This is a genomic window from Kitasatospora sp. NPDC017646, from assembly GCF_044329365.1.
Classification (GTDB): Bacteria; Actinomycetota; Actinomycetes; order Streptomycetales; family Streptomycetaceae; genus Kitasatospora.
The window spans coordinates 221,005-239,030 of record NZ_JBIRJC010000008.1; the positions used below are offsets into that span (position 1 = coordinate 221,005).

At 71.7% G+C, this 18,026-nt stretch carries 13 protein-coding genes; 10 read left to right on the forward strand and 3 right to left on the reverse strand.

The features are described from left to right. Window positions 1–44: 44 nt before the first annotated feature. Together ACH4J0_RS15875 and ACH4J0_RS15880 are read right to left on the reverse strand one after the other, a co-directional pair. A complete protein-coding gene (locus tag ACH4J0_RS15875) occupies window positions 45–1,802 on the reverse strand; it encodes a penicillin-binding transpeptidase domain-containing protein (RefSeq protein WP_396240346.1) in 1,758 nt (585 codons plus the stop codon). A 199-nt stretch (window positions 1,803–2,001) separates the two neighbouring features. Further along, window positions 2,002–3,780, reverse strand: a complete 1,779-nt coding sequence (locus ACH4J0_RS15880; RefSeq protein ID WP_396240348.1) for a dolichyl-phosphate-mannose--protein mannosyltransferase — start codon at window positions 3,778–3,780, stop codon at window positions 2,002–2,004. A gap of 105 nt (window positions 3,781–3,885) precedes the next feature. Here ACH4J0_RS15880 and rsmI point away from each other — a divergent pair, with 105 nt between their 5' ends. The 7 genes from rsmI to ACH4J0_RS15915 all read left to right on the forward strand — a co-directional run bounded on the left by rsmI (window position 3,886) and on the right by ACH4J0_RS15915 (window position 11,958). Further along, window positions 3,886–4,755 (forward strand): 16S rRNA (cytidine(1402)-2'-O)-methyltransferase, encoded by an 870-nt coding sequence (gene rsmI, locus ACH4J0_RS15885; RefSeq protein WP_396240350.1) that lies wholly within the window; start codon window positions 3,886–3,888, stop codon window positions 4,753–4,755. A gap of 235 nt (window positions 4,756–4,990) precedes the next feature. After that, window positions 4,991–5,422 carry a hypothetical protein gene (locus ACH4J0_RS15890; protein ID WP_396240352.1) on the forward strand — a complete coding sequence of 144 codons (432 nt, stop codon included), beginning with the start codon at window positions 4,991–4,993 and terminating at the stop codon, window positions 5,420–5,422. 133 nt (window positions 5,423–5,555) lie between these two features. After that, window positions 5,556–7,175 carry a methionine--tRNA ligase gene (gene metG, locus ACH4J0_RS15895; protein ID WP_396240354.1) on the forward strand — a complete coding sequence of 540 codons (1,620 nt, stop codon included), beginning with the start codon at window positions 5,556–5,558 and terminating at the stop codon, window positions 7,173–7,175. Further along, window positions 7,175–8,053, forward strand: coding sequence for a TatD family hydrolase (locus ACH4J0_RS15900; RefSeq protein WP_396240356.1), 879 nt, complete (start codon window positions 7,175–7,177; stop codon window positions 8,051–8,053). Before metG ends, ACH4J0_RS15900 begins: the two co-directional genes overlap by 1 nt. A 188-nt stretch (window positions 8,054–8,241) precedes the next feature. Then, window positions 8,242–9,120 carry a 16S rRNA (adenine(1518)-N(6)/adenine(1519)-N(6))-dimethyltransferase RsmA gene (rsmA, locus tag ACH4J0_RS15905; RefSeq protein ID WP_396240358.1) on the forward strand — a complete coding sequence of 293 codons (879 nt, stop codon included), beginning with the start codon at window positions 8,242–8,244 and terminating at the stop codon, window positions 9,118–9,120. Then, window positions 9,117–10,031, forward strand: coding sequence for a 4-(cytidine 5'-diphospho)-2-C-methyl-D-erythritol kinase (locus ACH4J0_RS15910; RefSeq protein ID WP_396240361.1), 915 nt, complete (start codon window positions 9,117–9,119; stop codon window positions 10,029–10,031). The genes rsmA and ACH4J0_RS15910 overlap by 4 nt, the downstream gene beginning before the upstream one ends. A gap of 115 nt (window positions 10,032–10,146) precedes the next feature. After that, entirely contained in the window at window positions 10,147–11,958 is a 1,812-nt protein-coding gene (locus tag ACH4J0_RS15915; RefSeq protein ID WP_396240363.1) for an ABC-F family ATP-binding cassette domain-containing protein, read from the forward strand. Between the two features lie 24 nt (window positions 11,959–11,982). Here ACH4J0_RS15915 and ACH4J0_RS15920 read toward each other — a convergent pair whose 3' ends face one another. Continuing rightward, entirely contained in the window at window positions 11,983–13,860 is a 1,878-nt protein-coding gene (locus tag ACH4J0_RS15920) for an FUSC family protein (protein WP_396240365.1), read from the reverse strand. A gap of 318 nt (window positions 13,861–14,178) precedes the next feature. Between ACH4J0_RS15920 and ACH4J0_RS15925 the strand changes: the two genes are divergently transcribed. From ACH4J0_RS15925 to ACH4J0_RS15935, 3 genes are all read left to right on the forward strand, one after another. Continuing rightward, window positions 14,179–14,724, forward strand: a complete 546-nt coding sequence (locus tag ACH4J0_RS15925) for a hypothetical protein (RefSeq protein ID WP_396240367.1) — start codon at window positions 14,179–14,181, stop codon at window positions 14,722–14,724. A gap of 45 nt (window positions 14,725–14,769) precedes the next feature. Next, window positions 14,770–16,458, forward strand: a complete 1,689-nt coding sequence (locus ACH4J0_RS15930; RefSeq protein WP_396240369.1) for a WXG100 family type VII secretion target — start codon at window positions 14,770–14,772, stop codon at window positions 16,456–16,458. A 98-nt stretch (window positions 16,459–16,556) separates the two neighbouring features. Next, window positions 16,557–17,921: a S8 family serine peptidase gene (locus ACH4J0_RS15935; RefSeq protein ID WP_396240371.1), complete on the forward strand. Its 1,365-nt coding sequence runs from the start codon at window positions 16,557–16,559 to the stop codon at window positions 17,919–17,921. Window positions 17,922–18,026 lie beyond the last annotated feature (105 nt).

Genomic DNA, 18,026 nt, shown 5'->3' on the forward strand with positions numbered 1-18,026 from the left:
CGCCCCGCCGTCACCGGCGGGGCGGGCTCCGTCACGTTCCCGGACTAGTGTCCGACGGCCTTGAGCAGCGAGGCGACCGCGGGGCCGGCCGCGTCCACGCCGTGTCCGCCGCCCTGGACCTCGGCGGCGACCGCCAGGTTGCCGCGGAAGGCGGTGAACCAACTGTTGGTGGTGGACGCGCCCTGGACCTCGGCGGAGCCGGTCTTGGCGCCCGCGTTGTCGGTGATCCCGGCCATCACCTGGCTGGCCGTGCCGCCGACGGCGGTGGCGTTCATCATCGCGCGCAGCTTGGCGGCGACGTCCGGGGAGATCTGCCGGGCCGCCTGCTGCTGCGGGAGGCCGGAGACCAGGATCGGCTGCTTGAACGAACCGCTCTGGACGGTCGCCGTGATCGAGGCGATGGCCAGCGGGTTCATCTGGACCTTGCCCTGGCCGATGTAGTTCATGGCCTGCTCGTCCTTGCTGCCCGGGGCCGCCGGGATCTTGCCGTCGGCGTTCGGCAGGCCGGTCTTCCACTCCAGGCCGATGCCGTACACGTCCTTGGCGGTGCCGGCGAGCGTCTCGGGCTTGAGGCTGGTCAGGCCCTGGTTGATGAAGGCGGTGTTGCAGGACACCATGAAGTCCTTCTGGAGCGTGTAGTCCGGGAAGGCGCCGGGGAAGTCGTTCGGGATGGCCACCGGGTTGCTGCTCTTCTCCGGGCAGGCCACCGGGGAGTCCGGGTTGAGCCCGGCCTCCAGCAGGGCCGTCGAGGTGACGATCTTCATCGTCGAGCCGGGGGCGAGCAGGCCGGTGAAGGCCCGGTTCTGGCCGGTGGCCGGGGCGTTGGCGAAGGCCAGCACCTGGCCGGTGCTCGGCTCGATCGCGACGATGGAGCCCTGCTTGCCGCCCAGGTCGGTCATCGCCTTCTCGGCGGCGGCCTGGAGGGTGTTGTCGATGGTCACCTTGAAGGGCTTGCCGGGCTTGGGCTCGACGATGGTGAACAGCTTGTCCGCAGCCGTCTTGCCGGACGGGTCGGTGATCACCACCGCGCTGCCCGCGTCCTGGTCCTTGTTCGGGTCCGGCGGCAGCAGCTTGCGGGCGTTGTCCTGGAGGCTGGCCATCAGCGCCGGGGTGAGCGAGGCGCCCTGCAGCGCCTTGCCGTTGCGGTCCACCACGGTGGACGGCGGCGCGAAGACCTGCTGGGTGGCGATCGTCTCGTTGCCGGACAGGTGCGGGTGGATCACCGAGGGCGTCCAGTGCACGGCCGGGGTGTCGTCGCTCATCTTCACGACGCTCAGGAAGCCGTTGTAGTCCCAGACCCGGCTGGTGCCCTCGAACTCGGCGCGGGCCTTGAAGCCCATCAGCACGCCGGTCGGCCCGGGGGTGGCGGACGGCGAGTCGCCCGCGCCGGGGGTGCCGGACGCGGACGGGGTCGCCGAGGCGGCGCCGGTGGGCTTGGCCGGGGTGGGCGTGCCGGTGGCCGAGGCGAAGGCCTGCGGGGTGGCCGGCCCGGCCGGGGTGAGGGTCAGCGCGCTGGGCTTCACCTGGGTCTTGAAGGCCGTCAGCGCGGTGGTGGCGGCCGTCGGGTCGTCCGTCAGCGAGGCCGCCTTCGCGATGTCGCCGGAGGCCCAGGCCGCCAGGAAGTCCTTCGCACCGTTCGCCGCCTGATCGGCCGAGGGCGGTTCGGCGACCACCGTGCGGGGCTTCTTGTCGCCGGACGACCCGGAGTCCGAGCCCATCAGGCTGTACGCCCCGTAACCGCCGCCCGCGAGGACGACGACGGACACGCCGGTGATGATGCCGATCTTCGCGCCACTGCGCATGGTGCAAGTCCCCCAGGGGTATCGCGGCCGGGCGCAACCGGACGGGCCGGAAACGCGGTACGTACCCCACCCTAGGCAGCGCTGATGAGGACGCCGACGAAACCCCGGGGTCTTGTGACGGATCTGGTACGTGTCGTGGACCGGGTGCGGACGTCGCGGGGGAACGGTGTGTCGGGCTTGCGGGGCCCGGGCCGCCGGCTCAGATCCAGCTGTTGAACCACATCCGGCTGCGCCAGTCCTCCAGCGGGATCGTCTGCCCCGTGAACAGCGGGAAGAAGTACAGGAAGTTCCACATGATCAGCAGCACCAGCAGGCCGGCCGTCGCCGAGCCGATGATCCGACGGTCCCGGGAGGCACCGGCCGGCCCGATCAGCGCACCGATCAGCATCGTCACGGCGAGCACCAGGAACGGGACGAACACCACCGCGTAGAAGAGGAAGATCGTGCGCTGCTGGTACAGGAACCACGGCAGGTAGCCCGCGGCCAGGCCGCACAGCAACGCGCCGGCCCGCCAGTCCCGGCGGAACGCCCAGCGCCACAGGCAGTAGACCAGCGCCACCACCGCCGTCCACCACAGCAGCGGGGTGCCGATGCCCAGCACCTCGCGGGCGCAGTCGGCGACGGTGCAGCCGTCCTGGCCGAACTTGGGGGACTCGTAGTAGAAGGACACCGGGCGGCCCAGCACCAGCCAGGACCAGGGGTTGGACTGGTAGGTGTGCGGGTCGGTCAGGTGGGTGTGGAACTCGTAGACCGTCGAGTGGTAGTGCCACAGGGCGCGCAGGCCCTCCGGTATCCACGGGTAGTCGGTGGAGCGGCCGACCGCCCAGTCCCGGCCCCAGCCGCCCTGGCCGGGCGCGTTGCTGCTGGCGAACCAGCCCCACCAGGAGGCCAGGTAGACGGCCACCGAGACCACGACGACCGACACGAAGGCCGGCACCACGTCCCGGGCCAGCACCGCCAGGTACGGGCGCGGCGCCCCGGCCAGCCGGCGGGCGCCGACGTCCCACAGCACGGTCAGGACCCCGAAGGCCGCCGCCACGTACAGCCCGCTCCACTTGGTGGCGCAGGTCAGGCCGACGCAGACGCCGGCCGCGATCCGGTACGGGCGCCAGCCCAGGTTGAGCCGCTGGGCGAGCGCCGGGTCCGCCACCCCGCCCAGGCGCGCCGCCAGCCGGGCCCGGGTGCGGTCCCGGTCCAGCAGCAGGAAGCCGAAGGCGGCGAGCATCCAGAACATCACCACCAGGTCGAGCAGCGCCGTCCGGCTGAGTACCAGGTGCAGGCCGTCCACCGAGAGCAGCAGGCCGGCCACGCAGCCCAGCAGGGTGGAGCGGAACATCCGGCGGGCGATCCGGGCCAGCATCAGCACCGACAGGGTGCCGAGCAGGGCCACCGCGAACCGCCAGCCGAAGGGGTTCATGCCGAACAGCTGCTCGCCCGCACCGATGATCCACTTGCCGACCGGCGGGTGCACCACGTACGACGCCATCGGGCGGTACGGGACGGCCGCGCCCGGCGTCATGATCGTCGTGTTGGCGTCCTCCGGCCAGTTGATCTCGTAGCCGCCGTGCCAGAGCGCGTAGGCGTCCTTGGCGTAGTACGTCTCGTCGAAGATGATCGCGCGAGGCTGGCCGAGGTCGGTGAACCGCAACAGCCCGGCGAACACCGCCACCGTGACCGGGCCCAGCCACCCGGACCAGCGGCACAGGAAGTACCAGAGGCCCTGCGGCAGCGAGATCCCCAGGCGCAGCAGCGCCGGGGACTGCGGGACGTCGGGCCCCGTCACCCCGGGGCCGTCCGGCATCGGCGGGACCAGGCGCTCGGTGAGCGTGCCGGTGGGGCGGGTGCGGTAGCCGTGCCCGGCCAGGCGCTCCCGCCAGCTCACGGGGGACCCGGGTGAGCGGGGGGACGGCAGGCCGGCACCGCCCTGCGCGGAGTGGTCCGTACCAGTGGGGGCCTGCGCCGCCGTGTCGCCGTTCATCCGCCACATCGTAGGGGCGCTCCTCGTACGTGTGAGCGGTCCCTCGCAAGCTGCCCGAATCGTCACCAAAAGCCCCGGCGCCCGGGAACTGCAAGGATGGGGCCCGTGACAGGAGTACTCGTTCTCGCAGGCACCCCCATCGGCGACGTCTCGGACGCCCCGCCCCGGCTGCTCACCGAGCTGGCCACGGCGGACGTGATCGCGGCCGAGGACACCCGGCGGCTGCGCCGGCTCACCCAGGCGCTCGGGGTGACCCCGGCCGGGCGGGTCGTCTCCTACTTCGAGGGCAACGAGGTCGGCCGCACCCCCGAACTGGTCGAGGCGCTGCTCGGCGGCGCCCGGGTGCTGCTGGTCACCGACGCCGGGATGCCCTCGGTCTCCGACCCCGGCTACCGGCTGGTGGCGGCGGCCGTGGCGGCGGACGTCAAGGTCACCGCCGTGCCCGGGCCGTCCGCGGTGCTCACCGCGCTGGCGCTGTCCGGCCTGCCGGTCGACCGCTTCACCTTCGAGGGCTTCCTGCCGCGCAAGGCCGGCGACCGGGCCCGGCAGCTGGCCTCGATCGCCGCCGAGCCGCGCACCATGGTCTTCTTCGAGGCGCCGCACCGGATCGCCGAGGCGCTCACGGCGATGGCCGAGGCCTTCGGGCCGGAGCGGCCCGCCGCGGTGTGCCGCGAGCTCACCAAGACCTACGAGGAGGTCAAGCGCGGGCCGATCGGCGAGCTGGCGGCCTGGGCGGCGGAGGGCGTCAGGGGAGAGATCACCGTCGTGGTCGCGGGCGCCCCGCCGGCCGCGCCCCAGGAGCTCACCCCGGCCGAGCTGGCCCGGCTGGTGGCCGTCCGGGAAGAGGCCGGGGAGCGGCGCAAGGAAGCCATCGCGGCGGTCGCGGTCGAACTCTCCGTGCCCAAGCGGGAGGTCTTCGACGCGGTGGTGGCGGCCAAGAAGGAGGCTTCGGAAGGGGCTTTGAAAAAGGGGTGAATTCCGGGGGTTGCGAGGCGGGCGGGGAGTCGTACCTTGGAGGGAAGGCCCCGGTAAACGCCCACTGAGCTGAAGTTTCGGTCGTGCTGGACGGGCTCCGGGAGGCCCTTCGTATAGGACTTCCCAACCCGCATCCAAGCTTTCACAAGAAGGGCGTCGACCGGGGCGGTCCGGGCATTTCCTGGAGGGGAAAGACCCAGCCGGGCGAGCGCCCGACGGGCAGTGGGAGACGGCTATGAGTGAGATCGTCGGTAGCCCCCGCAGTGGCAACGCGTTGAACGTCCCCGGCCTTGCGGGGCGGGCGCACACTCCCGTCGAGACCGTGCGGGAGGCCTACTCCTTCGCCTGCCTGCGCTGCGGGTACGGCTGGGAGCAGGCGTACGACATCGAGCACCACGTGGCCAAGGACGGCCACATCGTGTTCGAGTACCACGCCAACGGTGTCCGGGTGCCGTCCCCTCTGCTCAAGCCGACCTGCCCGGGATGCGGTGGCCACACCGTCCGGATCATGCGCGAGGGCCGGGTGGCCTCCGCCGACCAGCCCTGGCAGCACGCCCCCGGCTACCCGGCGCACGCCGAGCCGGCCGTGGCGACCCCGGTGACGGCGGAGCCCGTGGACCCGCCGCGCGGACGCTGGGCCCGGTTCTGGGCGCGGCTGCTGGGCTGACCGCCGGGCGGACGCCGGGCCGACCGCCGGCCGGGGAGCGGGAGCGGGGCCGCCCGCCGCGAGCAGTGCGGCGGGCGGCCCCGCCGCAAATGCGGTCGAGGGGTGCGTTCGGGCCCGACTAAGCTTTCCGACCATGGCGGCCACTGCAGACCACAGCACCACCGGGGCGAGCGCCCCGGCGTACTACGTTTCCACTCCGATCTACTACGTCAACGACCGTCCCCACCTGGGCCACGCGTACACCACCGTGGCGGGCGACGTCCTCACCCGCTGGCACCGCCAGCGCGGCGAGAAGGTGTGGTACCTGACCGGCACCGACGAGCACGGTCAGAAGATCATGCGGACCGCCGAGGCCAACGGCGTCAGCCCGCAGGAGTGGTGCGACAAGCTGGTCGAGGAGGCCTGGAAGCCGCTCTGGCAGCACCTGGAGATCGCCAACGACGACTTCATCCGCACCACCGAGGAGCGGCACACCGCCCGGGTGCAGGAGTTCGTCCAGGACCTGTACGACAAGGGCGAGATCTACAAGGGCGGCTACTCCGGCCCGTACTGCGTCGGCTGCGAGGAGTTCAAGCTCCCCGCCGAGCTGCTCGACGGCGCCACCGCGGACGAGAAACTCTGCGCCGTGCACAAGCGGCCGGTCGAGTGGCTGGAGGAGGAGAACTACTTCTTCCGGCTCTCCGCCTACGCCGAGCGGCTGCTGGAGTTCTACGCCGCCAACCCCGACTTCATCCAGCCGGCCTCGGCCCGCAACGAGGTGCTGCGCTTCGTCGAGCAGGACCTCAAGGACCTCTCGATCTCCCGCTCCACCTTCGACTGGGGCGTCCCGCTGCCCTGGGACGAGAAGCACGTCCTCTACGTCTGGGTGGACGCGCTGCAGAACTACATCACCGCGGCCGGCTACGGCAGCGACCCGGAGCGCTTCGCCGAGCTGTGGCCGGCCTCCGTCCACCTGGTCGGCAAGGACATCCTGCGCTTCCACGCGGTGATCTGGCCCGCCATGCTGATGGCCGCGGGCCTGCCGCTGCCCAGGCGGGTCGTCGCCAACGGCTGGCTGATGGTCGGCGGCGAGAAGATGTCCAAGTCCAACCTGACCGGCATCGCGCCCACCGACCTCACCTCGCACTTCGGCGTGGACGCGTACCGCTACTACTTCCTGCGGGCGATCCCGTTCGGCACGGACGGCTCGTTCTCCTGGGAGGACTTCACCGCCCGGTACACCTCCGAGCTCGCCAACGACTTCGGCAACCTGGCCTCCCGGGTCGCCGCGATGGTCGGCAAGTACTTCGGCGGAGCGCTGCCGGCCGCCACCGCGCACGGTGACGCCGAGCAGGCCGTCGCGGACGGGCTGCGCACGGCCGTCGAGGTCGCCGACCGGAAGATCGGCGAGGAGCTGGACTTCGCCGGCGGCCTCGCGGCGGTCTTCGAGTTCGTCAAGCAGGTCAACGGCTACCTCACCGAGCAGGAGCCGTGGAAGGTCGCCAAGGACGAGTCGGCCGAGGGGCAGGCCCGCCTGGCCACCATCCTCTACACCGCCGCCGAGGCGCTGCGCGGCACCGCGGTGCTGCTCAACCCGGTGATGCCGTCCACCGCCGAGAAGCTGTGGACCTCGCTCGGCGCCGCCGAGGGCCTCGGCGCGCTCGCCGCGCAGTCCGTCGCCACCGCCGGTGACTGGGGCCGGCTGCCCGCCGGTGCCACCGTCACCAAGGGCGAGATCCTGTTCCCGCGCCTCGAAGAGAAGCCGGCTTCCTGATGCCCGCCAAGGACGACGACCGGTCGACCCCGCCGCCGCTGCCGGAACCCCTGGCCGTGGCGGTGGCCGACTCGCACACCCACCTCGACATGCAGGCCGGCACCCCGGCCGAGGGGCTCGCCCGGGCCGCCTCGGTCGGGGTCACCACGGTGGTCCAGGTGGGCTGCGACGTGCCCGGTTCGCGCTGGGCCGCCGAACTGGCGGCCCGGTACGAGCAGGTGCACGCGGCCGTCGCCCTGCACCCCAACGAGGCGCCGCGGATCTTCCTCGGCGACCCGGACGGGTGGTCCGGGCAGCAGCGTCCCGCGGGCGGCCGGGCGGCGCTGGACGAGGCGCTCGCCGAGATAGACGCGCTGGCCGCCCTGCCCCAGGTGCTCGCCGTCGGCGAGACCGGCCTGGACTACTTCCGCACCGGGCCGGAGGGGGTGGAGATCCAGAAGGAGTCGTTCCGCCGCCACATCGAGATGGCCAAGCGGCACGGCAAGGCGCTGGTCATCCACGACCGGGACGCCCACGAGGACGTCATCGCCGTCCTGCTCGCCGAGGGCGCGCCGGAGCGGACGGTCTTCCACTGCTACTCGGGCGACGCCGAGATGGCGAAGGTCTGCGCCGAGCACGGCTGGTACCTCTCCTTCGCCGGACCGGTCACCTTCAAGGCCAACCAGCCGCTGCGCGACGCCCTGCTGGCCACCCCGCTCGACCGGATCCTGGTCGAGACCGACGCCCCCTTCCTCACCCCGCACCCCTACCGGGGTCGGCCGAACGCGCCGTACCTGATCCCGGTCACGGTCCGCTCGATGGCGGCCACCCTGGGACTGCACGAGGACGAGCTGTCGACGGCCGTCGCGCAGAACACCGCCCGGGCCTTCGGCTACTGAGGCGGGTCGAACGGGACGCGTTCCACCGGGACGAGGAGAGACGCGTTCCACCGGGACGAGGAGAGGGGCGTCCACCCGCCCGTCGCCCAGCACGGGGGACGCCCCGGACCTCGGTGCCGTACCCCTTGGAGATCGACCTCGCCCGGTCGTCGAACTCCGAGCCCCTCACGCGCCCGTATCCTTGGCGCGTGAGCACCACCGACCCCACCCCTGACAGCCACCTGCTGGGCGCCGCCGACATCCGGGAGCTGGCGGCCGCGTTCGGCGTGAAGCCGACCAAGCAGCGCGGGCAGAACTTCGTCATCGACGGCAACACCGTGCGGCGGATCGTCCGGGCCGCCGAGGTGACGGAGCAGGACGCGGTGGTGGAGGTCGGGCCGGGGCTCGGCTCGCTGACGCTGGCGCTGCTGGAGGTGGCGCGGCACGTCACGGCGGTCGAGATCGACCCGGTGCTCGCCCAGCACCTGCCGGACACCGTCGCGGCCCGGATGCCCGGCAAGGCGGACGCCTTCGACCTGGTGTTCAGCGACGCCATGGAGGTCACCGAACTGCCCGGCCCGGCGCCCACCGCGCTGGTCGCCAACCTGCCGTACAACGTGGCCGTGCCCGTCCTGCTGCACATGCTGGCGACCTTCCCCAGCATCGAGCGGACCCTGGTGATGGTGCAGAGCGAGGTCGCCGACCGGCTCGCCGCCAGGCCCGGCAACAAGGTGTACGGCGTCCCGTCGGTCAAGGCCAACTGGTACGCCGAGGTGAAGCGGGCCGGCGCGATCGGGCGCAACGTGTTCTGGCCCGCCCCCAACGTGGACTCCGGACTGGTCTCGCTGGTCCGCCGTGAGCCGCCGAGGACCACCGCCAGCCGCACGGAGGTGTTCGCGGTGGTCGACGCCGCGTTCGCCCAGCGCCGCAAGACCCTGCGCGCCGCGCTGGCCGGCTGGGCCGGCTCCGCCGCCGGGGCCGAGCAGGCGCTCGCGGCCGCCGGGATCGACCACAAGCTGCGCGGCGAGATGCTGACGGTGGAACAGTTCGCCGCGATCGCCGAGCACAAGCCCAAGGACGTCGTGTGATCACCGTACGGGTACCGGCCAAGGTCAACGTCCAGCTCGGGGTCGGCGGACTGCGCGCCGACGGGTTCCACGACCTGGCCAACGTCTTCTTCGCGGTCGCGCTGGGCGACGAGGTCACGGCGACTGCGGGCGAGGGCGTGACGCTCAGCTGCTCCGGGCCCGACGCCGACGCCGTCCCGCTCGACGACAGCAACCTCGCCGCCCGCGCCGCCCGGCTGCTCGCCGCCCACCACGGGATCGCCGACCCGGGCGTGCACCTGCACATCGCCAAGGCCATCCCGGTGGCCGGCGGCATGGCCGGCGGCAGCGCCGACTGCGCCGCCGCGCTGGTCGCCTGCGACGCGCTGTGGCAGCTCGGCACGCCCTTCGAGACGCTGCTGGAGCTCGCCGCCGAACTGGGCTCCGACGTGCCGTTCGCCCTGCTCGGCGGCGTCGCGCTGGGCAGCGGCCGGGGAGAGGTCCTGGAGCCGCTCGCCGTATCCGGCACCTTCCACTGGGTCTTCGCCGTCGCCGACGGCGGCCTGTCCACCCCCGCCGTCTACCGCGAGTGCGACCGGCTGCGCGAGGAGGCCGGCACCGGCTCCAGCGAAGCGGACGTGGCCGCTCCCGACGCCGACCCGGCGCTGCTCGCCGCCCTCGCCGAGGGCGACGCCGTCGCCCTGGCCGCCGCGCTCGTCAACGACCTCCAGCCCGCCGCCCTCTCACTGCGCCCCTCGCTGGCCGCCACCCTGCGGGCCGGCACCGAGGCCGGCGCGCTCGGCGCCCTGGTCTCCGGCTCCGGACCGACCTGCGCCTTCCTGGCCAAGGACGCCGAGGCGGCCGCCGCCGTCGCCACGGCCCTGCTGGCCTCCGGCACCTGCCGGACCGCCCACGCCACGCACGGGCCGGTGCCGGGGGCTTCGGTGATCTGAGGTACGGCGTTCGGGTCACGGCGGGCCCACTAGGCTGGGGTGATCGGGGTGTGTCCCCGAGAGAGGGGCGGGCTGGGCCCGCCCCGCGACCGCCGAACCCAGGAGCGCAGCACACGTGGCCGTCAACCTCGCCACCATCGAGTCCGTCACGAAGGTCTACGGCACCCGCGCCCTGCTGGACGCGGTGAGCCTGGGCGTGAGCGAGGGCGACCGGATCGGCGTCGTCGGCCGCAACGGCGACGGCAAGACCACCCTGATCCGGATGCTCGCCAAGCTGGAGGAGCCCGACGGCGGCCGGATCACCTGGAGCGGCGGCCTCGAACCGGCCGTCCTCACCCAGCACGACTCGCTCGACCCCGAGGCGACCATCCGGCACGAGGTCATCGCCGACCGCGCCGACCACGAGTGGCTCGGCGACGCCCGGATCCGCGACATCATCGAAGGCCTCTTCGGCGGCCTCGACCTGCCCGGCTTCGCCGACGGCCTGGACACCGTCATCGGCCCGCTCTCCGGTGGCGAGCGCCGCCGGATCGCCCTCGCCAAGCTGCTGCTCGGCTCCCCGGAGCTGATCATCCTCGACGAGCCCACCAACCACCTCGACGTCGAGGGCATCAACTGGCTCGCCCAGCACCTGCAGAAGCGCCGCTCCGCGCTGGTCTGCGTCACCCACGACCGCTGGTTCCTCGACCAGGTCTGCACCCGGATGTGGGACGTCCAGCACGGCGAGGTGCACGAGTACGAGGGCGGCTACTCCGACTACGTCTTCGCCCGCGCCGAGCGCTCCCGGATCGAGGCCGTCGAGGAGCAGAAGCGCCAGAACCTGGCCCGCAAGGAACTCGCCTGGCTGCGCCGCGGCGCCCCCGCCCGCACCTCCAAGCCGCGCTACCGGATCGAGGCGGCCAACGCCCTGATCGCGGACGTGCCGGAGCCCCGGGACAAGAGCGAGCTGATGAAGTTCGCCAACGCCCGGCTCGGGAAGACCGTCTTCGACCTGGAGAACGTCACCGTCAAGGCCGGCCCCAAGCTGCTGCTGGAGAACCTCACCTGGCAGCTCGGCCCCGGCGACCGGATCGGCCTGCTCGGCGTCAACGGGGCCGGCAAGACCTCGCTGCTGCGCGCCATGCGGGACGCGTACGCCTCCGAGGGCGACGTGCAGCCGGCCTCCGGCGTGGTCAAGGTCGGCAAGACCGTGCGGCTGGCCTACCTGTCGCAGGAGGTCGCCGAACTGGACCCGGAGACCCGGGTGCTGCAGGCCGTCGAGCAGGTGCGCTCCCGGGTCGACCTCGGAAAGGGCCGGGAGATGAGCGCCGGGCAGCTGTGCGAGCAGTTCGGCTTCGGCAAGGACAAGCAGTGGACGCCGGTCGGCGACCTGTCCGGCGGCGAGCGGCGGCGCCTCCAGCTGCTGCGGCTGCTGATGGACGAGCCCAACGTGCTGTTCCTGGACGAGCCGACCAACGACCTGGACATCGAGACCCTCAACCAGCTGGAGGACCTGCTCGACGGCTGGCCCGGCTCGATGGTCGTCATCAGCCACGACCGGTTCTTCATCGAGCGGACCACGGACGTCGTCCACGCGCTGCTCGGCGACAAGAAGATGCGGATGCTGCCGGGCGGCGTGGACGAGTACCTGGAGCGGCGGGCGCGCATGGCGGCTGCCGCGGCTCCCGTCGCGGCAGCTCCGGCCCCCGTCGCCGAGACGGCCTCCGGGCTGTCCGGTGGGGACCTGCGCGCCGCCAAGAAGGAGATGCAGAAGATCGAGCGGCAGATCGCCAAGCTGGACGAGAAGGAGTCCAAGCTGCACGCCCAACTCGCCGAGCACGCCGCCGACTTCTCCAAGGTCGCCGAACTGGACGGGCAGCTGCGCGCCGTCCGGGACGAGAAGGAGGAGTTGGAGATGAGCTGGCTGGAGCTGGCCGAGCAGGTCTGAGCCACGAGGCCCACTGCGTCTGAACTACGGTCTCCCGAGCAGCACTTCGAGTTCGTCCGCCGCACGGCCCAGCGCACTGAGCGCCGGGTCGTGCGGCGCACTCGGCCGGGCCGCCGGTCTGGTCGGCGGCCGGTGCTCCCGGGCCGCGGCGGTCAGTTCGTCCAGAGCCCGGCGGACCCGCTCCGTCTCGGCCGGATCCGGCACCCGGCCGCCGTACCGGACCTGCGCGGCGAACGCGGCCACCGCGCCACCGAGCCGCTCCAGCGCGGCCGTCGCCGGCAGCCACTGCTCGGCCAGCCGACCGGCCGGCGGCGGCTCGGTCAGTCCCTGCCGCACCTCGTGCCGGGCGTCCGCCAGCGAGCGGTAGGCCGTACGGCGCAGCCACACCTCGCCCGTCCTCCGGTGGTCGGTCACCGCGTCCAGGTAGGCGCGCAGCGCGGTCGTCGCGGCGACCAGCCGGGGCTCGATCCGGTGGCGCGGACGCTCCGGCCACAACAGGTAGCCGAACAGCAGCACCACGACGCTCGCCAGCACGCTGTCCAGCACCCGGGGCCAGAACTCGGCCGCGCCGCTCTGCCCGCCCAACTGGAGCAGGAGCAGCGCCATCGGCGTCATCACCACGGTGTTCAGCCCGTAGTGCGCCGCCGTGGCGTACGGCAGCAGGGCGACGCAGAGGGCCGCCATCGCGGTCAGCGCCCACTCCTCGGTGGTCAGCGACAGCAGCGCCGCCGTCACCACCACGCCGAGCACCGTGCCGACCGCACGGCTCACCGCGCGCAGGAACACCGAACCGAGATCCGGCTTCAGCACGAAGGCGATCGTCATCGGCACCCAGTAGCTCTTGCTCAGGGGGAAGCCGGCCGTCACCACCGAACCCGCCGCGATGCAGAGCGCGACCCGCAGGCCGTACCGGACCGACGGCCCGGACAACAGCCCGGCGCGCAGCCGCCACGGGTCCGGCGGGGGCGGCGGAGCGGTGCCGATCCGCGCGTCGCGGCCTGCCACGGCCTCGGCGGCGGCCCGCAGCGCCACGTCCAGCGCCTGCCTGGCCGGGGTGTCCGGCCGCCAGTCCGGCACCGCCACCTCGCCGCCGCCCCGCCGGACCGCCTCCGCCAGCAGCCCCGGCACCGCGGCCACCTCGGGCGGCACGGGCCGCCAGGCCCACAACAGGCCGGTCGCCGCCTCGGTCGCGGCCAGGGCGGCCTCGTACATCCGGCGCAGACCGGTGGGTTCCGCCGGACGGCGGTTCGGGAGCAGGTCCTGCACCTGGTTCAAGCGGGCCGTCAGCACCCGGCGGGAGTCCGCGCCCCGCGCGGTGCCCAGATCGGCGAGGGTGTGGCCGAGCGCCTCGTACACGGCGGCCAACGCCCGGTTGCGCGGGTCACGGTGCGGGGCGGCCGGCAGACCCGACAGTACGACGAACGCGGCACCCACCAGCATCATCGGCGCCGCCGCCCACCACGGACCCGGCAACGGCATCCCACTGCCCAACGCGGCCGACACCAGCAGCAGCATCCCCGCCGCCGACCCGCGCGGACCGGTCGCACTCACCGCACCCGACACGAACGCCGTCAAGGTCAGTCCGACACCGAGCCCGGCCGCCCCGACGTGCGCGTGCTGCAAGGCCGTACCGACCAGCATCCCGAAGGCCGAAGCCACCACCGCGGACCCGATCCTGGCCGCCCGCAGCAGCGCCGGCTCGACCCGATCGTTCATCGTCGCGTGCATCGCCCCCAGCCCGGCGAACACTCCCAGACCCAGCCGGTGCGCCCACAGCCCCGCCGCCAGCGGCACCACCAGCCCGACCGCGGCCCGCACCATCAACACCACCGGCACCGGCGGCCGCGCCGGCCGCACGGCACGGGCCCACCAGGGGGTCGAGATCTGCTCGTGCGAAGGCATGCCGTCACGTCCGTTCTGCGGCCTCGGGTCGCTGCTGTGCGACATTGCGCGGCAGATGGGGCGTACCGGGTCAGTCTACCCAGCGGCCGGAAGCGGGTTGTACGTGTCAAGTTCGTACCGATCGAGCCCGGGCGGGCCAAGGTCCCTGCCGGTCCGACAGGGGCGGTGGCTACCATGACGGAGGAGGTCGACCGCCCCCAGGGAGGGCGGTCGAACCGACCAGGACGGTAAGACCAGAAGAAGTTGACGGTGTGTTGCGGCGGGGAGGCCCCGGGGGTCGCCCGGGGGCCCGGCCGTACGGGGGAGAGGTGGACTGCTGTGACGGATCCGACGAGTGCACCGAGCGCGGGGACGACGCCGACGGGGACCAACCCGACTGGCGGCGGCGCGTATACCCTGCCCGCCAACCCAAAGATGTACGGTCCCACCATCAGCGAGTCGCAAACCTATTCGAGCGCTCAGGACCTCGTGGCCGCCTTTGGCGGGCAGAATGTCAAGATCGAGATCGACACGCTCACCGTCTTCGCGAACAAGGTCGAGGCCCTGCTCCAAGCGATGGAGGGGTCAGCGGCTGCGCCGTACAACATGAAGGAGCAGAAGCTTCAGGGTACGGACTTGGCCAGCGCCACATTCACGGAGGCGACGGACCTCACGACCGCCTACGGCAAGGTGCACACGGAACTCGTCAAGCTCCACAAGGACTTCTTGTCCCAGATCACGGCCATGAAGGACGCGGTCACGAAGACGGCGGGCGCTTACCGGACCAGCGATGACAACGCGGCGGCCGCTCAGAAGGCGATCGCGCAGAGTGCGGGCGTGACTGCACAGGCTTCGGCGCCGAAGCCGAGCAACTTCGATCTTTGATAGTGGCTCGGGGAGAGAGACGTACGGGTAAACGGGGAGTAGGCAATGGCAGGCGAAACGAAGTTCGACGATTTCAAGCATCAGCAGCTCATTGACATGGTGCAGCACACCAATCCCACGTTGGTGCTGAGCCGTGGCAACCAGCTCGGGCAGGCTGGCCGCGTTCTGAAAGAGCTGAGTGACGCACTCAAGTCGCACCTCGGCAACCTTGTCTGGGAAGGCCAAGCCGCCGAGAACTTCAAGACTTGGGCGGGAAATCTGCAGCAGTCGGCCGAGCTGCTGGCTAAGTATTCCACTGGCGCCGGGGACGCCATGCATCTGGCTGGTGAGACGCTCAGCACCGTCAAGTCCGGCATGCCGCCAGTGCCGTCCGATGCCCTCAACTGGGTGAATACGCGTAACACGCAGAAGCCTGACCCTGAGGTGCTCAACCGTCTCAAGTTGACCACCTTGAATCCGGACGGCAGCGGCCCCTCCACCGCACAAATCGATGCGGCGATGAGGCAAAGCGTAGGTGACACGTGGGTCACTGAATCACAGGCGATGGCCGGAACGCGTGAGCTCTACACGGCGCACCAGGATGCCATCCATCAGATGGAGAAGCTGGGGCAGGCCTATATCGCGGCGACGACGACGCTGAACGGCCTCGGCGACAACGTGGTGTTGCCCGGAACGCCTGATTCCGCCAAGGACAAGGGCGATGCGTCGGAATATTCGCAGAGCGGTGCCTCGGGCGGCAGCTACGGTGGCTCCGTCCGCGTTGCTCGCACGAGCGATGGCAGTACCGGAGGTTCCTACAGCCCGTCCGGTGCCAACTACGGTGGCGCCACCATGAGGCCTCGAGACCCGTCAACGAGCTGGCAGGACCCGTCCAACCCGACCCACACCGGGCCGGTCCCCCCGTACGACCACGGCCAGCTGCCTCCGCCGCCGCAGGACCCGGGCACCCCCACCTCGCCGTCCCACCCGTCGGGCCCGGTCACCCAGCCAGGTACTGGTCTCGACAGCCTCCCGACCCTGCCGGACCAGACCACCCCGGTCGGCCCCGGGAGCGGCCCCATGCTACCGAGCGGCCCGAGCGGAACTTCCACCTACCCGAGCGGGCCCGGTGGCGGCCCCGGTAGCTTGCCCGGCCTGCCGGGCGGCGGGCCGATCGCGGGCTTCCCGGGCGGGACCAGCGGTGGCTCCGTCCCGGCCAAGGGGATCGGCGGCATCCCCGGCAAGAGCGGCGGCTCGGTGCCCCTCCGCACCGGCCCCTTCAGCGGCGGCTCGGTTCCCGGCAAAGCCGGCACCCCGGGCCTGCCCAGCGGAACGGTCTTCGGCCGGGAGGGCGCCGCGAGCGGCGGCCGGGTCGGCGGACCGTCCATGGGCAGCGGAATGGGCATGCACCCCGGCATGGGCGGCGGCCACGGTGTCGGCGGCGGCAGCGGTGTCGGCGGCTCGCGTGGTCGGGGCCTGACCTCGACCGCCGGTGGAACGGTCGGCGGTCGCAAGGGCCCTGCCGCCGGTGGGGAGTTCACCCCGGGCGGTACGGGCCTGCGCAACCGTGCAGCTGCAGCGGGCGCTGCCGAGGGCGGCCCCCGGTCCGGACAGAACGGCATGATGGCCCCGGGCTCAGGCGGCCACGGCGGCAAGAAGGACCGCGACCGCCGCGACCGCGCGGACTACCTCCACGAGGACGAGGAGACCTGGACCAGCGGTACGCCGCACAGCAACCCGGACGTGATTGAGTAGGACGCCAAGTCTGCCCGGCCGCTGGGCCTACCCAGCGGCCGGGCAGGCCTGTTCGGACACGCTCTCCCGGTCTGCGGGAGGACTGACGAGGAGTTGTGATGGGGCGGACGAACGGGCGACGGCACTGGCGGGCTGCCGCTTCGCTTCTTCTGGCGGCAGGAATCGTGGGGGGCCCGGTCGCGGCACCGGCGTTCGCAGGGGACTCGATCCGTGAGGATCAGTGGCACCTGGATGCGATGCATGCCCCGGAGATGTGGCAGGTTTCGAAGGGAGCGGGGATCGTCGTTGCGGTGATCGACGGCGGGTTCAAACTGGACCACCCGGACCTGGTGGGGCAATTCCTCCCAGGTAAGGATTTCAGTGGAAGTTCTGGGGGAGTCGGGTCCTATGTTAAGGGGCATGCCACGCAGATGGCCGGCCTCATTGCAGGGACTGGTAAAGCCAATGGCGGAAAAGGCGCGTACGGTCTTGCCCCCGGTGCCAAGATCCTGCCCTTGAAGATCGCCAATGGTGATGAAGGGTCAGTCCTCGAATCTGAATTCATGGACCAGATCGGACAAGCCGTCACCTATGCGGTTGGGCAAGGCGCTAAGGTCATCAATGTTTCGCAGGGAACAAATGCGGCTCTGGTCAACCGCGAAGATGTCGAAAAGCTGAACAAGATTCTAGCCTGGGCTCGAGCCAAGGGATCCCTTGTATTTGCCAGCGTTGGAAACGAGGCGCAGTCGGGGAATCCGGTTGAATATCCGGGTGCTCTTCCCAATGTGGTCGGGGTCGGTGCTGTTGATCGGAACGGAACAGTTACCGCCGAGTCAGAGCACGGACCACAGGTGACTCTTGTCGCGCCAGGTATGGACATGATTGCGGCCTGTACCGAATCGACGGGTTACTGCAAGGGCCACGGTACGTCGGATGCGACAGCCGTGGCTTCGGCCTCGGCCGCGCTTGTGTGGTCGGTGCACCCTGATTGGGCGGCGAATCAGATTCTGCGGGTGCTTATTAATACGGCCAGCAAGCCGAAAGACGGATCCAACCGTACTGAGGACGGCGGATATGGGGCGGTGCGGCCCCGGATCGCCTTGACGGATCCCGGGGATCCTGGGCCGGCGGATGTGTCGCCGCTTCCGACTGATGCGGCGACGCCTTCGGCTGCCGCGTCGCCGTCGGCGAGTGCGTCCGTTCCGGTGTCGTCGGCGCCGAGTCCGGCTGGAGCGGCTTCCGGCGCGCCGACTGCGCAGCCGAAGGCTGAGGTGTCGTCCGGGTCGGGCAGCGGGCTGCCGATCGTGGGTGGGGTGGTGGCCGGGCTGCTGGTGGTGGTTGGGGTGGTGTTCGCGGCGTTGAGGCGGCGGAAGGCGGCTGTGCCGCCGGTGGATCCGCAGCAGCAGCTGGGCGCGGTGACCTTGCCGCCTCCGCCGTCGCACCAGCCGGCGGTGTCGCCGGAGGACAATCCGTACGCGCGGTAGTCGGTTGTCGGATCTGGGCCTGCGGCACGCCGCACGGCAGCGTCTGCTCGGCCTCTGGGCTCTCCCAGCGGCGGGGCAGCCCTATCCGGGGCAGGCTTTCCAGGC

Excerpts from the sequence above, each read along its gene's own strand:
- ACH4J0_RS15935 (WP_396240371.1), top strand. The coding sequence starts at position 16,557 with ATGGGGCGGACGAACGGGCGACGGCACTGGCGGGCTGCCGCTTCGCTT.
- ACH4J0_RS15890 (WP_396240352.1), top strand. The coding sequence starts at position 4,991 with ATGAGTGAGATCGTCGGTAGCCCCCGCAGTGGCAACGCGTTGAACGTC.
- ACH4J0_RS15920 (WP_396240365.1), bottom strand. The coding sequence starts at position 13,860 with ATGCCTTCGCACGAGCAGATCTCGACCCCCTGGTGGGCCCGTGCCGTG.
- ACH4J0_RS15875 (WP_396240346.1), bottom strand. The coding sequence starts at position 1,802 with ATGCGCAGTGGCGCGAAGATCGGCATCATCACCGGCGTGTCCGTCGTC.
- ACH4J0_RS15880 (WP_396240348.1), bottom strand. The coding sequence starts at position 3,780 with ATGAACGGCGACACGGCGGCGCAGGCCCCCACTGGTACGGACCACTCC.
- metG (WP_396240354.1), top strand. The coding sequence starts at position 5,556 with ATGGCGGCCACTGCAGACCACAGCACCACCGGGGCGAGCGCCCCGGCG.
- ACH4J0_RS15930 (WP_396240369.1), top strand. The coding sequence starts at position 14,770 with ATGGCAGGCGAAACGAAGTTCGACGATTTCAAGCATCAGCAGCTCATT.
- ACH4J0_RS15900 (WP_396240356.1), top strand. The coding sequence starts at position 7,175 with ATGCCCGCCAAGGACGACGACCGGTCGACCCCGCCGCCGCTGCCGGAA.